This window comes from Corallococcus caeni, from assembly GCF_036245865.1.
Classification (GTDB): Bacteria; Myxococcota; Myxococcia; order Myxococcales; family Myxococcaceae; genus Corallococcus; species Corallococcus caeni.
On the sequence record NZ_BTTW01000010.1, the window covers coordinates 261,688 to 275,889 of the forward strand.

Genomic DNA, 14,202 nt, shown 5'->3' on the forward strand with positions numbered 1-14,202 from the left:
GGCTACGCGTCCCGCAGCATCCGCTGCACGCGCGACACCAGCAGGTCCATGGCCACGGGCTTGGTGACCATCTCCATGCCCGCCTGGAGGAACCCGGACGCCTGGGCCGCCGCCTGGGCGTAGCCGGTCATGAACAGCACCTTGAGCGCCGGGCGCCGCTGCCGGGCCAGGTCCGCCAGCTGCCGCCCGGTGAGGCCCCCGGGCAGCCCCAGGTCCGTCAGCAGCAGGTCCACCTGCGGCAGGGACTCCAGCAGGCGCAGGCCGGAGGGACCGTCCTCGGCCTCGCGCACCTGGTAGCCCCACTCGTTGAGCACCTCGACGATGAGCGCGCGCACCACCGGTTCGTCCTCCACCAGCACCACCACCTCGCCGCCGCGCGCGCGGTGCTCCTCGCCCAGGGCCTGCGCGGGCGGGGACTCCGTGCCGGGTGTGCCCTGGAAGCGCGGCAGGTACAGCGACACGGTGGTGCCCCGGCCGGGCTCGCTCTCGATGCGCGCGGAGCCCTCCGACTGGCGCGCGAAGCCGTAGATCATCGACAGGCCCAGGCCGGTGCCCTGGCCCAGCGGCTTGGTGGTGAAGAAGGGCTCGAAGGCGCGCGCGATGACCTCCGGAGGCATCCCCGTGCCCGTGTCGGTGACGCTCACGCACACGTAGGCGCCGGGCAGCAGGTCGCCGCCCGCGGGCACCTCGACCTGTGCGTTCCCGGTCTCGATGCGCAGGCGTCCCCCCGAGGGCATCGCGTCGCGCGCGTTGATGACCAGGTTGAGGACCGCGTTCTCCAGCTGGTTCGGGTCGCACAGCGTGGTCCACGGCGTGGGGAGGAGCGCCAGCTCCAACTGGATGGTCTCCCCCAGCGTGCGGCGCAGCAGGTCCTCCATGGAGGCGACGAGCTGGCTCACGTCCGTGGGGCGAGGGTCCAGCGGCTGCCGCCGGGAGAAGGCGAGCAGCCGGTGCGTGAGCGCCGCGGCCCGGTGCGCGGAGGCCTTCGCGCCGGTGACGAAGCGGCCCAGCTCGTCCGTGCGTCCCTGGCTCACCCGCCGCTGCACCAGGTCCAGCGACCCGATGATGCCCTGGAGCAGGTTGTTGAAGTCATGCGCGATGCCGCCGGTGAGCTGGCCCACCGCTTCCATCTTCTGGGCCTGGCGCAGGGCGTCCTCGGCCTGTCGCAGCGCCAGGGCCGCCTCGCGCTCCCGGGTGACGTCGCGCGCCACGGCGTGGACGCGGTCCTCGTCCGGCACGGCCGTCCAGGCCAGCAGCCGGTAGGAGCCGTCCCGGTGTCGGAAGCGGCTCTCGAAGGCCAGCGTGGTGATGCCCGCGGCCAGCCGCCGCATCTCCGCGCTGTTGGGCGCGACGTCGTCCGGGTGGAGGAAGTCCCGCACCGTGCGGCCCACCATCTCCGCCTCGGTCCAGCCGAGGATGCGCGTGGCGGACGGATTCACCGTGAAGATGGCGCCGTCGAGCCCGCACACCATCATCAGCTCCTGCGACAGCCTCCACAGCCGGTCGTGGTCCGCGGTGCGCGCGCTGAGCTGCTGCTCCAGTTGGGCGGTGAGCACCTGGAGCGCGGCCTCCGCGCGCTTCTGGTCGGTCACGTCGTAGACGACGCCGGGCAACCGCCGCACGCCCTCCCGAGGGGCCTCGCCGCGGCGGGCGATCCACCGCTCCTCGCCGGTGTCGTCGCGCCGGACGCGGTACTCGATGTACTCCAGCGCGTTGCGGGACAGGATGTTGTCCACGGTGCGGATGCGGGGCTGGTCGTCCGGGTGCAGCCGCGCGATGAGCTCCGCGAGCGGATACGCGGGGCGCACCGGCAGGCCCCAGATGTGACAGAACTCCTCCGACGTGTAGACGGTGCGCGTCTCCTGGTCCAACTCGAAGACGCCCACGCCGCCCGCGCGCTGCGCCAGGTGCAGCGTGGCCAGCGCGGCCTCCTTCTCCCGCTCCGCCCGCACGCGCCCCGTCGTCTCCAGCGGCGCGCAGTACACGCCCTGCACGGTGCCCGCGTCGTCGCGCACCGGCACGTACGCGAACGTGAACCAGCGCTCCTCCGGGATGCCCTCGTGCGTGACGGTGAGCGGCAGGTCCTCGAAGGCGACCGTCTCTCCCGCGAGCGTGCGCTCCAGGAGCGGCTTCAGGTCCGGCCAGACCTCCGGCAACACCCGCGCGCAGGGCTCGCCGAGCACCGGGTGCCGCGCACCGATGAAGGGGCGGTACGCGTCGTTGTAGAGGTAGCAGAGCTCCGGGCCCCAGACGATGAACATGGGCGTGTCCGCGTCCAGCATCATGCGGACCAGCGCGCGCAGCGAGTGGGGCCAGGCCTCCGGAGGGGGCAGGGGCGTGGCGGACCAGTCATGCCGGCGCATCCGGTCCCCCATCTCGCCGCCACCGGCGAGGAACGGAAGGGGGGAGCCGGAAGGAGGTGTCGGGCTGTCACGCAAGGCCGGGCCTCAATACCAAGCGACCGCTGGGATTGCCACGAATGACAAAGCCCGCTCCCTCGCGGAGGAAGCGGGCTCGCAAGTCTCGACCCGGGGAATGTGTTCAGCGCACCCAGTTCACGTTGCTGTACGCCTTCACGCCGTCCGCGCGCTCGGTGTTCGTGAGCGGCGCGTAGACGCGGGTGTTGATGGTGTTGGCGGCGGTGTCCACCTCCACGAGCCGCGTCGGGTTGGTGGTGCCGTCATGGAACGTGTTGAGCATCTGGTAGACGGTGTTGCCGTTCACGCCGGTGTCGGTGCGGTAGGCGGCGTTGCCCACGTGGCCGGAGAAGACGAAGCGCACGTTGGCGTACTGCTTGATGAGGTTGTCGAACACGTACTGGGGGCTGTTGTTGCCGTAGCCGCCGTTGGACTGCTCGATGCCGCCGCTGCCGTTCAGATGTGAGTGGGTGATGATGATGACGTTATGCCTGGGGAACTGCGCCAGCACGGTCTTGGCCCAGTTCACGGCGTCCGTGCGGGCCCACAGCTCCAGGTTCAGCACCAGCCAGTTCAGGCCGCCCGCGCTGAACGTGTGGTAGGCGTTGTCGCACTTGCCGGACTCGAACACGCCGCCCAGGGCCTTGAAGCGTGACAGCGGGAAGTAGGTGTTGAAGGTGGTGGTGTTGCGCAGGTTGGCGTTGACGTTGCCGGGGCACGCGCTGCCGCCCTGGCACACGGCCGCCGTGTCGTGGTTGCCCAGGGCGATGGCGTAGGGAATCTGGGCGTTGTCGAGCACCTGGTACGAGTCACTGGCGCGCTGGTAGTAGAGGTGGTCGGGCGTGTCCCAGTCCAGCAGGTCGCCGGTGTGCAGCACGAAGCGGATGTCCTGGGCAGTCTTGTTGTCGGCAATCCACTGCATGCGCTGGGTGAGCCGGGTGGGGGCGTAGACGGTCTCCTGCTGCGTGTCGGGGATGACGACGAAGGTGAACTTCGAGTCCACGGCGCCAGGCGCGGCGTAGAACTTGATGCCCTCGTTGGTCCAGCCCGCGGCGGTGAGCGCGTCGCGCTCCGCCTGGGTGACGGCGTGGCGGTGCTTCTTCAGTCCGGGGTTGTCGAAGCGGTAGACGGGCACGAGGCACGCGTCCGCCGTCTTGGAGGCATAGAAGCCCACGCCCTCGTCTGTGGTGAAGCCGGAGGCGATGAGGTTCGAGCGCTCGGTGGCGTCGATGGTGACGATGTGTTCACCCCGGCCCGGGCTGTAGAGCCGGTACACGGGGGACAGCCCGGTGCCGGAGGAACTCGCGGCCTTGAAGGGCGTGCCGAGGTCGTCGGTATACGCGTAGGTCGTGGCCGCGTTGGCGGCCTCCGTCGCGTTGAGGGTGAGGAGGCTGTCGCCCGTGGACGGCCGCACGCGGTGATACACGGGCTTGCTGAGCGCGGCGCAGTCCAGCGCCGCCGTGGTGCTGCCCATGTCCTGCGCGGGCGTCCGCTGGGGTTCAAGCGTCTCGCCAGGGCCACAGGCGGACAGCACGCCCGTCAGGGCCAGGGACGCGATGAGGGAAAAGCGCTTCAAGGTGACTCTCCCGGTGAAGTCTAGGTGTTCATGTTAAAAATGGATTGCCGGGAGGCGCATAGCATTGGTGGGGAGGTCGGTGAAGGCACCTGTCGCGGAGTGTCATGAGTGTCACGGATGAACGTGCGCAAGGCCGGGGTGTGGGGGTTGCTGGTCGTGCTGATCACTGGCTGCGCCGGTGGTCCCACGGTGCGGCTGCGCACGGAGCAGGGGACGCGGACGCATGTCCCGGCGACATGGGACCGGAGGGTGCCGGTCAGCGCGCGGGAGTTCGAGGACGCGCTGGCGCGCTTGGTGTTGGAGGTGCCGCTGACGGTGCGCTCACCGAGGGTGGTGCGCGCGGTGGCGAGGAAGGGCGCGGAGCTGGACCGGGGGCTCGGGTTCATGCTGCGGGACCGGTACGGACGGTGGTGCCGCGCGCATGAGGCTCCGGGGGATTGTCTGTCGTTGCTGGAGGACGGCGCGGGCTTCGGCGAGCTGGACCGGCTGACGCTCGCGGTGGGCATGTCGCTGGACCCGCTGCGCGCGAGCATTGGGGATGCGCTGGAGGACACGCTGAACCCAGCGTTCTTCGTGTCCGTGGTCTCGGGAGCGATAGCGTCCTGGGTAGTGCTGGCGGCGGCTCCGGAGCCCGTGTTCACCAAGGCCGCGGCGGTGATTGCCGCCGTGTTCCTGGCGTACGTGGGGGTGCAGTCGTTCCTTACGGTGGTGCGGGCCTGTGGCGCGCTGAAGGCGGCGACGGACCGGGCACAGACGTTCCAGGAACTGGAGGAGGCGGCGGAAGTCTTCGCGGGCGCCTTGGGGCCAGAAGTGGCGCGCGTCTTCGTGCTCGCGGTGACGGTGTTGGTGAGTCACGGCGTGACGGTGGGGCTGTCATCCGCGCTCACGTTGATGCCGGGCTTCCCGGATGCGGTGCGGCTGGGCACGGCGCAGGCGGGCTTCAGCGTGGCGCGCGTGCTGGATGTGAGCGCGGTGGCGGTGGTGGACGGAGTGGTGGAGGTGACGCTCGCGTCCACTGCGGTGGCCATGGTCACGGTGGGCCCACCGCCTCCGAGCAGTCCAGGAGGCCCGGGCAAGTGGGTGCAGGTGAAGGAGTCGATGTCCGAGCGTGCCCGCGAGTACCAGGCGCAGGTGACGGGAGCGCCGGAGGGCTCCGCGTACCGGGTCCGTCTGGGAGACGACGAGGTCGACTTCGACGGCTATGACCTGGTGGAGGACCTCCTGCTGGAGGCCAAGGGCCCGGGCTACGCGAAGTTCATCAAGGACAACATGACGCTGAAGGAGTTCTATCGGGGCTTCGACAAGGTGCTCGCCCAGGCGGAGCGGCAATTCACGTTCGCACAGGGGAAGCGCATCCGCTGGATTGTGGCGGAGGGAAGATTCGCCGGCCTCCTCCGGAAAGCCTTCAGGGAGCGCGGCTATCCGATTGAAGTGGTGTCCATCTCGCCGATTCGATGAGGCATGCTGGAGCCATGCTCGAGACGCATTACGCGGCTTGCTACTGGCTGGCCCGGCCTGAGCCGGTGGAGTCTTGCGCCCGTCGCCTGGAGTCTTTCCTCGGGATGATGGCTCCAATCGAGCCAACCTGGAGCCGCTGGCATCAATCCGCGGCGACCTTCGAAAAGGCACGCAAGCGACAGGTCCAACTGGATGCCAAGACGCTCGCGAAGCTCCTGGGTCAGAAGAGCAACCGGATTGTTGATAGCTCCAGGTTCTGGCTCTGGGCGGGGGAGTCGCCGGATGAAACCTCGGGGATCAATGGCAGATGTGGGGGCTCCTCGACCTTCGTAAACTCCCATTGCATCCTCAATTCGCTTGGCCAGAGTGAGGTCGCGGAGCGTGTGGTGACCGCGCCTGTCATGACCGGCGTGGTGCGCGCCATGGCGCTCGCATGGGAACCCGAGTTCGCCCTCGCTACGTCCAGTCAACATGTGGACAGCATCGTGACCGAGCAGTTCCCCAAGCCCGGCACCTACGGCGGCTGGGTCATGTACTTCGCCGACTTCCGCGGCCCCGTCCCGCCGCTCCCCGCGCCCGTCCAGGTGGAGCACCTCCCGGACCGGGGCACGCTCATCACCCTCACGCCGGAGAAGTTCACCGTTTCCAATCCGGCCCACGTCGCCCTGGCCGCGGACGTCCAGGCGCGCCTCCAGGACGCGGGGCTGCTCCGGCCCCTGCGCCCCTGGGGCACCTGAAGCCGCTCACGGCGCGCCGTGGTGGACCGCCTCCACGTTGTTGCCGTCCGGATCCAACACGAACGCGCCGTAGTAGCCCGCGTGGTAGTGCGCCCGCTTTCCCGGCGCGCCGTTGTCCTTGCCGCCCGCCTTCAGCGCGGCCTGGTGGAAGCCGTCCACCGCCTCCGGCCCGCTCGCCGTGAAGGCCACGTGCCGGGGCGACGCGGGCGTCTGCGTCTCGATGAGCCACAGCACCGGACGCTGGGGCGGACCGAAGGCCGCCATGCGGCGCGTGGGGAACTCCGCGTCCCAGGTGGCGGTCATCTCCATCACGAGACCCGCGCCCAGCGCGGGCAGGACCGCTTCGTAGAAGGCCTTCGAGGCGGCGAAGTCGGTCGCGTAGAAGCTCAGGTGGTCGATCATGCCCGGCTTCCTAACAGACCCGCGCGGCGCTCAGTCCGGGTAGAACATCGGGTCGCGCGTGGCCACGAACGACGAGATGGCGTGCGCCACCTCCGGCGGCAGCGTGGTGAACTGCACGCCCACGCCCGGCATCAGGTCCGGCGTGCGGTCGTTGCCGTCGCGCGCCCAGCGCACCACGCCGTTCACCGTCAGCGGCCGGCCCCCCGGCAGCGTGAAGTCCAGCTCCACCGGCGTGCCGCGCGGCACCGCCTCCACCGTGGCGATGAAGATGCCGCCCTCGCTGATGTCCATGGAGAAGCCGGTGAAGAAGTTGGAGTCGCTGCGCGTGTCGATGGTCGTGTGCATCCGCACCCGGCCCGCCTTGCGCCCGTCGCTCTTCGCCGGGGTGGCGGCCACGGGCGGCAGCCGCTCCGCGCGCGTCGGCGTCTCCGTGGACACCGCCTTCGCTCCGGACGGCTTCAGCCCGGGGGGCGGGACGACCTTCTGGGTCTCGGCTTCCGCGGCGCGGCGGGCCTTCTCCTCGGCCTCCGCGCGGGCCTTCGCGGCGGCCTCCACGCGCTTCAGGTCGGACTCGGCGGACGACAGCGCCTTGTCCACCCGGGCGGCGTCCTCCTGCTGCACGCGCAGCGCGGACTGGAGGTCCAGCCCGGCCTGCCGGCGCGTGTCCAGCGCGGCCTCGCGCGCGTCCAGGGCCTTCTCACGCAGGCGCGCGAGCTCCGGGGACGGCTCGGGGGACTCGGTGTCCTCCAGGCGCATGGCCCACTGGGACAGGCGCGAGTCCCCGGCATGCTCCGGCCGGGCCAGGGCCTGACGGACGCGGACGAGCCGTTCGGCCAACGCGGCGGCGTCGGCGGTGGCGCGGGCCACCTGTTCAGCGAGCTGCGCTTCCAGCCGGGCCATGTCGGCTTCGGCGCGCGCCAGCTCGGCTTCCCGGGAGGGGGTGGGGGACGGGGGCATGCGTGGGGCTCCAGGCGGACGCCCACTCTAGCGCCGCCCGGCCTCCCCCACGAGTCCCCTCCGGGGGGTCCACCCTCAGTCCGCGCCCTTGATGCAGGCCACCGGCTTGAGGCGGTGGGCCACCCGGGCGAGTCCGGCCTGCTCCACCGTCGCCAGCACGTCGTCCAGGTTCTTGTAGCAGGGCCCGGACTCGTCCAGCGGCGTGGTGCGGGTGTTGAGCAGGATGCCGGCCTCCGCCATGCGCCGGTCCGTCTCCTCCTGCTGGAGCTGCCGGCGCGCGGCGGCCCGTGACAGCCGCCGGCCGGAGCCGTGGTTCACCGAGTAGATGGACTTCTCCGCCCCCGCTTGCGCGAAGAGGATGGCGCTGCCCGTCTCCATGGAGCCGGGGATGAGGATGGGGTGCCCGGTGGCCTCCCACGTCGTCCCCTTGAGGGCCGGGTGGCCGGCGGGGAAGGCCCGCGTGGCGCCCTTGCGCGCGACGAACTTGCCGCCCTCCTTCTGGATGAGGTTGTGGCTGATCTCGTAGTAGATGCTCGCGGTCCCGCCGAACACGTCCTCGAGCGCCCCGCACACGGCCTCGCCGATGAGCAGCCGGTTGGCCACGGCGAAGTTGGCCGCCATGTTGTGCAGGTTCCAGTAGTGGCGGCCCAGGGCGCTGTCCGCGTCCAGCCAGACGAAGTCCTCGCTGCGGCTCTTGAGGCCCAGCTGCGCGGCGCCCTCCACGAAGAAGTGCTTGGCGATGTTCCAGCCGAAGCCCCGGCTGCCGGTGTGGAGCATCACCCAGACGCGGCCCTGCTCATCCACCTGCATCTCGGTGAAGTGGTTGCCGCCGCCCAGGCTGCCCAGCTGCCCGCGCTTGTCGTAGGCGCGCACGGGGATGTCCACCCCGGTGTCCTCCACGGGGATGAAGTCGCGCTCGGTGACGGAGCGGTTGCGGCCCAGGGCCTTGGCGCCGTGGCGCAGGACTTCCTTGACGGTGGACTCGTTGAGCTTGCGCTGCTTGCGAGCCCGGGTGGCGCCCACGCCCACGGCGATGCGCTCGGTCACCTCGTTGATCCACTGGCGGCGCTTCGCGGGGTCGGCCACGTCCTCCACGGTGAGGGAGGTCTGGAGCTGCACCATGCCGCAGCCGATGTCGTAGCCGGCGGCGGTGGGCAGCAGGGTGCCGTCCGTCTCCACGATGGTGCCGATGGGGACGCCGTAGCCCACGTGACAGTCGGGCGTGACGGCGACGCGGGTGACGCCGGGGAAGGTGGCGGCGTTGACGACCTGGTCGAAGACGGCGTCTTCCAGCGCGGGGGCTTCCGGGTTGCCCTCCTCCCCCCAGAGGAGCTTGTCGGAGAGGAACAGGTCCGCGTGCACGCGCATCGTCTTGGTGCGGGGCAGGACGTAGTGGCCCTCGGAGACCTTTTCCAGGTGTTGCTTCCAGCTCATGGTGAATCCCCCAGGTGGGTGAACCCGCGGCAGGGACGAAGCCCTCCCTCATCCCTGACGGTGCCGGGTTCCGGACACACGATTGGCTGCCTGCCTGCCGCGCGCCAGGGGGAAATCCCATGCGGTGGACGGAGGGAACGGCCGGGAGTGCACGGAGCGGCATTCAGACAAGCCTGGGGGTTGCGGCATCCGATCGGCATTCCCATTTCTCCAGCGTGCATCAAGGGGGTGGGCGATGGGGTTTTTGACGGGGATGGTGCTGGCGATGTCGTTGCAGGCGGGGCCGGTGGAGATGACGGCGGCTCCGGTGTTCAATCCGTCGCTGTGCGCCAAGAAGCGCGTGGATCCATGCGGGTGCCATCACGTGTACGGCATCCGGCACTGCCACCAGAATCGCAAGAGCAACCACTGCGAGGCGCAGGTCCGTGCCTACCAGCCGGACGTGGAGCAGGAGACCGCGGAGGCGACGAATCCGCTCCAGAGCCTCATCGACCCGGCCAAGTCCGTGTCCATGTAGGGCGGCGCTGTTCCTGAGCGTGGCGGGAATTCCGGGCGTCCTTCCCAGGGTGGGGGAGGGCGCCACGGTTCGTTGTGGGGGCTATCCCGGGTCCAGGGTCCAGGTGCCTTCGTCCCATCGCTTCAAGGCTTCCGAGGCTTCGAAGGGCACGAGTCCCTGGCCTCGGGCGGCTTCCTCCAGGACGGCCCTGGCTTCCGCCGTCCGGTAGCGGAGCAGGGTCGCGGCGGCCGTCACCCGCACGTCCATGCGCTCATGCTTGAACAGCACCAGGAGCGCATCCCGTCCGGCATCGCCGTGGGCCAGGAGTTGATCAATCGCGGCGCCGTACTTCCTGGCGTGCTTGTTCCCGGTCCTGGAATCGCCTTTCCAGATGGCATCGGTCTGGGCAGCGACATGCTTGGCGACCTGCTCGACGAGTTCCTCTAGCGTCATCACCAAAGCCCCTTCGACACGTTCTCGATGGCTCGCAGCCCGAAATCGCGCTGAGCCTCGTACGACTGCGTGCTCAACCATTTCCGTACGGTCAGGCTGCTCGTGCCCGTGAGGTTACGTCGGATCGAGGAATAGAGCTCACTGACGCGGGAATGCAACGCCTTGTCCAGCGGGACAACGTTCTCGGTGTTGTGAAGGGCCTGGGGACCGAACCGCTGCACGTTGCCCGGGGTCTGTTCAACGATGTGGTGCCACTCCTTTCCTGGACCCGCCGGACCCAGGGCCTTCTTGAAACCACTGAACGAGCCCCAGCTCCTGGGCGCACCCGCAGGAGCAGTGGCCCCACCGCCGTTGGCGGCCATGGCCACCGCGCCCGGTGCGAGCGCGATCGTCACGCTCCCGGCGCTCACCGCCACCGTCTCCACCTCCCCGACCGCCGCGAACCGCAGGCCCAGCTGGGACTCGGCCTGCACCGTCGCCAGGGCGGCTCCGGGGAGTCGGGGCACCTTCGCCGCCAGGCCGGGGGCCGTGGTGCCAATCGCCGCCGTGGCCAGCAGGGCGAAGGCCCGTGCCGCGTTGCGGCCCATGACCTTGCCGTAGCGCTCGCCCGCCTCGCGCAGTTCGCCGAACGTGGTGGCCCGGTCCGCGGCTTCCACCAGCTGCTTGAAACCCATGATGAGGCTCCAGAAGGTGTCGACGCCCACGTAGGCGATGAGCGTGACGGTCATCACGGCGGCGAGTCCCTTGGAGAAGGGCTCCGGCACCGCGAGCAGGACGAGGTACGTCGTCCACGTCCACAGGACCGTCGTCAGCATGGCCTGGGGATCGGCCATGTCCTGGAAGGCTTCCAGCAGCTCCTCCAGCACGGCACCCTGGGCGAGCGCCATGGCCAGGGCATAGCGCCCATCCCCGGTGACGGTGGGTCCCTCCACCAGCAGGCGCAAACAGTCGCCAGGCCTGTCCGTGCGTTCGCACCAGCGCAGGTAGGCACGCGTCAGCTCCACGTCCGCGCTGGAGGCGGCTCCTTCCAGGTGCTCGTCCGGCCCCAGCGGGGTGATGCGGCGGCTGCGCGGGTCGAACAGGTACGAACCACTGCGCGGCTCCACCTGCCACAAGCGCCGTGCCGCGTCCTGGGGGCGCGTGGACGGACGCACGGCCCGGGCCAGCACCGCGACGGCTTCCTCGAAGTCATCCGAGTCCACTTCCACCGGCGTAGCACCCGGACGCGGTGTCACCACGATGGGGGCATTCCTGCCTGTTTCCAGACGCACCGACCGCGTGACGCCGCCACATCCGGTCAGCAGCACGAGCAGGAGCGGAATCAACCACCAGGGCCGCATGCGGAGTCCTCCCGGAGCCAGGGGCGCTCCGTGAGAGGCATTTGAGCATGCAATGCCAGACAAGCAGAAGGAATGAGGCCGGAAGGCGCCATTCCATACGTCCGCCGGACCGACGGTCCCGGCGCGCTATCCCACCTCAGTGCGCGGCGGTCGGCTCGCCGGGAAGTTCCTCCGAACGGCTCACCTCGAGATCGCTCTCCGAGCGGATGATGACCCAGCGCGCCTGGGGCGAAACACGCAGCGCCACCACGTTCGGCGCCAGGCGGCGCATCTCCGGCTTGTAGGGCAGCACCGCCAGCGGCGGGGCCGTCAGCGCTGACGCGTGCGGATGGCCAGCGGGCGCATGCGGCACCGGCGCGGGTGCGTGCGGCGCCGACTGCGTCCCGGGCGCGCGGTTCAGCAGCGCGATGACCTTCACCGTGGGGCGCTCCGGCGTCAGCGTGACCGGCGGCGTGTTCGGAGGACTCCGCGGCAGCGCGGGCAGGGCCAGCGGCGCGGCCGGCAGGGCCTTCTGGGGCATGGACCTGACCACCGCGACGGGCGGGATGCCCGGAGGCGTGTTCGCGCCCGGCGCCTTCGCGGTGCTGGCGGCCGGCGGATCCTCGAAGGCGGCCATCGACACGATGACCTTCGGAAGCGGCGTCCCCTCCGGCGGACGCGACGCACCCGCCGCCTTCGCCATCGACCGCGACATCGTCTCCGTCGACGCGTCCCTCGCGGGCGTCACGGCCGGCGCGACAGGACGCGGATGGGGCAGCACCGCCTCGCGCCCCGGACCCGAGTGGGACCCTGGCATCCTCCCCGGCACCGGGCTCCGCACGCCCGGGGCGTTCAGCGGCGCGATGGACGGCGCCACCGGCAGGCCCACGGGAGAGGTCGGCTCCTGCGCGGCGTTGAGCACGAAGGGCGGCGGCGGAGGCGGCGGCACGCTGCGCATCCGCCCGGGCGGCGGCGTCGGCGGCGGCAGCCGGTCGAAGCGGTAGAGCTGCTCGTCCTCCAGCTCCGTCGGCGTCACCGCGCCCTGGCCCAGCCGCACCACCTCCAGCTGCAGCGTCGGGTCCCGAGGATCCAGCTCCAGCGCGGCCTTCAGCGCACCCCTCGCTCGGGATTCGCAACCCAGTGACAACAGCACCTGCGCGGCTTCACGGTACGCGGCGATGGCCTGCTCCCGCTGCCCCGCTCGGCGGCAGGCCTCCGCCAGCCGGATGCGCACATTCGCGTCTCGTGGCAGCCGTCTCGCGAGCTGCGCGTACGTTTCCACGCACTGCGCATACCTCCCCCGCTGGTACAGCGCATGTGCGGCTTCCTTCAACTCCCGCAGCTTCATCGACTCGCGCTCGCTCATGGGGGTCTCCGCGTCGGTTGTCGCTCCCCAGAGCTAGCAGGCGACGTGCCGCGCTCCCGTGACGCGCGCTCGCGTTCACTGCCGCGCCCCCACCGCGACCCCGGACCGCAATCCCTGTCTTCCACCCGGCGGATTCAAAGGCAGCTCACCGTGCACCCGTGCACGCTGTCCACCGCAGGACACGGCAGGAACCCTGTAGAAATGGGAACCACGCTGTAACAAAGACAGTGCGGCAATCCCTGAACTCTCCGGAGACGTCGGATGCGCACGCATGGGACACTGGGGCGGTTCCGGATTCCCCCGGAGACACCTGGAGGTCGCACCCATGACTTCACGCTTCGTGGCCCTGACGTTGGGAACCCTGCTGCTGGGCGCCGGGCCTGTATGGGCGAAGGAGCCCGCTGCCCGGACCGCGGACGCGGAAGAGGCGCCGGCCGCGGACGAGACGCTCACCCTGAAGAAGGGCGCGAAGCAGGTGCTGACCGTCCCCGGCCTGAGCCGCGTGGCGCTGGGCGACCCGTCCGTCGCGGACGTGAAGACGACCGGGAAGGACGGGGTGGAGATCTCCGCGCTGGCGGCGGGGAAGACCACCCTCGTCGTCTGGGGCAACGGCGGCAAGCGCCGCACGTACCGCATCGTGGTGGACGGCTAGCGTCCCCCCGAACTCCTCACGGCTCCGACAGCAGGAACAGCGCGTGCGAGCTGGCGATGGGCCGGGTCCGGTCGTCCTGCCAGGCCTCCACGCGCACGTTGGCCACGCGCCGCCCCTGCCGCGTGATGAACGCGCGCGCGAACGTGTCCTGCGCCTTGCCCGAGCGCAGGAAGTCCACGGTGGTGGAGATGACCTTGGGCACGCGCTCGGTGTCTGTCTTGAGCAGCAATTCGAAGATGGCGCTCGACTCCAGCAGCGCCCCCAGCGTGCCGCCGTGCAGCGCGGGCAGGAGGCTGTTGCCGATGAGGTGCGGCGCGTAGCGCATGCGGCAGAGCATCTCGCCGGCCAGGTTCTCCACGCCAATGCCCATGAAGCGCGTGTAGGGGATGGCGTCGGTGAGGCGCGGGTACTCGCGCGACTGGCGCACCTGGCGCACCAGGTCCGCGAGGGGAAGGGAAGGCGTGCTCATCAGTCCTCCACCCGCATGAAGGTGCCCTGCGACGACGCCACCGGCATCGCCGGGTCGCCCTGGTGCACCAGCGCGCGCACGAAGGCGACCAGGCGGGTGACCTTGTAGCACTCGGCGCGAGCGGTCAGCGGCAGGCCCGGACGCGCGGGGCGCAGGTAGTCGATTCGCAGGTCCAGCGTGACGATGGCCGCGAACGCGTCCAGCGCCGCCATCACCGCCGTGCCGCTCGCCGCGTCGATGAGCGTCGTCACCGCGCCGCCCGCCACCACCCCCGTCTCCGGGTTGCCGACGAGCACGTCCGCGTAGGGCATCACCACCGTCGCGTCCGTGGCGCCCACCTCCTCCAGCCGCAGCGCGAGCGCGTGGTTGTGGGGCACCGCTTCGGTGAACAGCACGGCGAGCTTTTCACGCCGCCCCGCTGGGTCCGCGGGAAGACTGAAGTCCGACATAGGGCGGATGCAGTAGC

The 14,202-nt window shown here is 70.4% G+C and carries 14 protein-coding genes; 4 read left to right on the top strand and 10 right to left on the bottom strand.

Going from position 1 to position 14,202, the window contains the following annotated elements; genetic code table 11:
* Positions 1–2: 2 nt before the first annotated feature.
* Entirely contained in the window at positions 3–2,438 is a 2,436-nt protein-coding gene (locus AABA78_RS34020; RefSeq protein WP_338269593.1) for a PAS domain-containing hybrid sensor histidine kinase/response regulator family protein, read from the bottom strand.
* A gap of 103 nt (positions 2,439–2,541) precedes the next feature.
* Positions 2,542–3,993 (bottom strand): metallophosphoesterase, encoded by a 1,452-nt coding sequence (locus tag AABA78_RS34025; protein WP_338269595.1) that lies wholly within the window; start codon positions 3,991–3,993, stop codon positions 2,542–2,544.
* 117 nt (positions 3,994–4,110) lie between these two features.
* Here AABA78_RS34025 and AABA78_RS34030 point away from each other — a divergent pair, with 117 nt between their 5' ends.
* Together AABA78_RS34030 and AABA78_RS34035 are read left to right on the top strand one after the other, a co-directional pair.
* Positions 4,111–5,451: a restriction endonuclease fold toxin 5 domain-containing protein gene (locus AABA78_RS34030; protein WP_338269597.1), complete on the top strand. Its 1,341-nt coding sequence runs from the start codon at positions 4,111–4,113 to the stop codon at positions 5,449–5,451.
* A gap of 14 nt (positions 5,452–5,465) precedes the next feature.
* Entirely contained in the window at positions 5,466–6,188 is a 723-nt protein-coding gene (locus AABA78_RS34035) for an immunity 52 family protein (protein WP_338269599.1), read from the top strand.
* 6 nt (positions 6,189–6,194) lie between these two features.
* On the opposite strand, the gene AABA78_RS34040 is transcribed toward AABA78_RS34035, so the two are convergent.
* The 3 genes from AABA78_RS34040 to AABA78_RS34050 form a co-directional block, all read right to left on the bottom strand.
* Positions 6,195–6,590: a VOC family protein gene (locus AABA78_RS34040; protein WP_338269600.1), complete on the bottom strand. Its 396-nt coding sequence runs from the start codon at positions 6,588–6,590 to the stop codon at positions 6,195–6,197.
* A gap of 30 nt (positions 6,591–6,620) precedes the next feature.
* Positions 6,621–7,547, bottom strand: coding sequence for a TIGR02266 family protein (locus AABA78_RS34045; protein WP_338269602.1), 927 nt, complete (start codon positions 7,545–7,547; stop codon positions 6,621–6,623).
* 75 nt (positions 7,548–7,622) lie between these two features.
* Complete coding sequence (locus tag AABA78_RS34050) at positions 7,623–8,981, bottom strand: RtcB family protein (protein ID WP_338269604.1); 1,359 nt, start codon at positions 8,979–8,981, stop codon at positions 7,623–7,625.
* 235 nt (positions 8,982–9,216) lie between these two features.
* Between AABA78_RS34050 and AABA78_RS34055 the strand changes: the two genes are divergently transcribed.
* Entirely contained in the window at positions 9,217–9,498 is a 282-nt protein-coding gene (locus tag AABA78_RS34055) for a hypothetical protein (protein ID WP_120529470.1), read from the top strand.
* Positions 9,499–9,579: 81 nt separating this feature from the next.
* On the opposite strand, the gene AABA78_RS34060 is transcribed toward AABA78_RS34055, so the two are convergent.
* From AABA78_RS34060 to AABA78_RS34070, 3 genes are all read right to left on the bottom strand, one after another.
* Positions 9,580–9,930, bottom strand: a complete 351-nt coding sequence (locus AABA78_RS34060; protein ID WP_338269607.1) for a DUF2019 domain-containing protein — start codon at positions 9,928–9,930, stop codon at positions 9,580–9,582.
* Complete coding sequence (sitA5, locus tag AABA78_RS34065; protein WP_338269608.1) at positions 9,930–11,270, bottom strand: SitA5 family polymorphic toxin; 1,341 nt, start codon at positions 11,268–11,270, stop codon at positions 9,930–9,932. The genes AABA78_RS34060 and sitA5 overlap by 1 nt, the downstream gene beginning before the upstream one ends.
* Before the next feature lie 136 nt (positions 11,271–11,406).
* On the bottom strand, positions 11,407–12,615 hold the full coding sequence (locus tag AABA78_RS34070) for a hypothetical protein (protein WP_338269609.1): 1,209 nt from the start codon (positions 12,613–12,615) through the stop codon (positions 11,407–11,409).
* Positions 12,616–12,940: 325 nt separating this feature from the next.
* On the opposite strand from AABA78_RS34070, the gene AABA78_RS34075 reads away from it, so the two are divergent.
* Positions 12,941–13,267: a pilus assembly protein N-terminal domain-containing protein gene (locus tag AABA78_RS34075; RefSeq protein WP_338269610.1), complete on the top strand. Its 327-nt coding sequence runs from the start codon at positions 12,941–12,943 to the stop codon at positions 13,265–13,267.
* Positions 13,268–13,283: 16 nt separating this feature from the next.
* On the opposite strand, the gene AABA78_RS34080 is transcribed toward AABA78_RS34075, so the two are convergent.
* Both AABA78_RS34080 and AABA78_RS34085 read right to left on the bottom strand, forming a co-directional pair.
* The gene (locus tag AABA78_RS34080) at positions 13,284–13,736 is read right to left on the bottom strand and encodes a PaaI family thioesterase (protein WP_120529465.1); all 453 of its coding nucleotides are present in this window, start codon (positions 13,734–13,736) and stop codon (positions 13,284–13,286) included.
* Positions 13,736–14,131, bottom strand: a complete 396-nt coding sequence (locus tag AABA78_RS34085; protein ID WP_338269613.1) for a PaaI family thioesterase — start codon at positions 14,129–14,131, stop codon at positions 13,736–13,738. The genes AABA78_RS34080 and AABA78_RS34085 overlap by 1 nt, the downstream gene beginning before the upstream one ends.
* Positions 14,132–14,202: the final 71 nt, after the last annotated feature.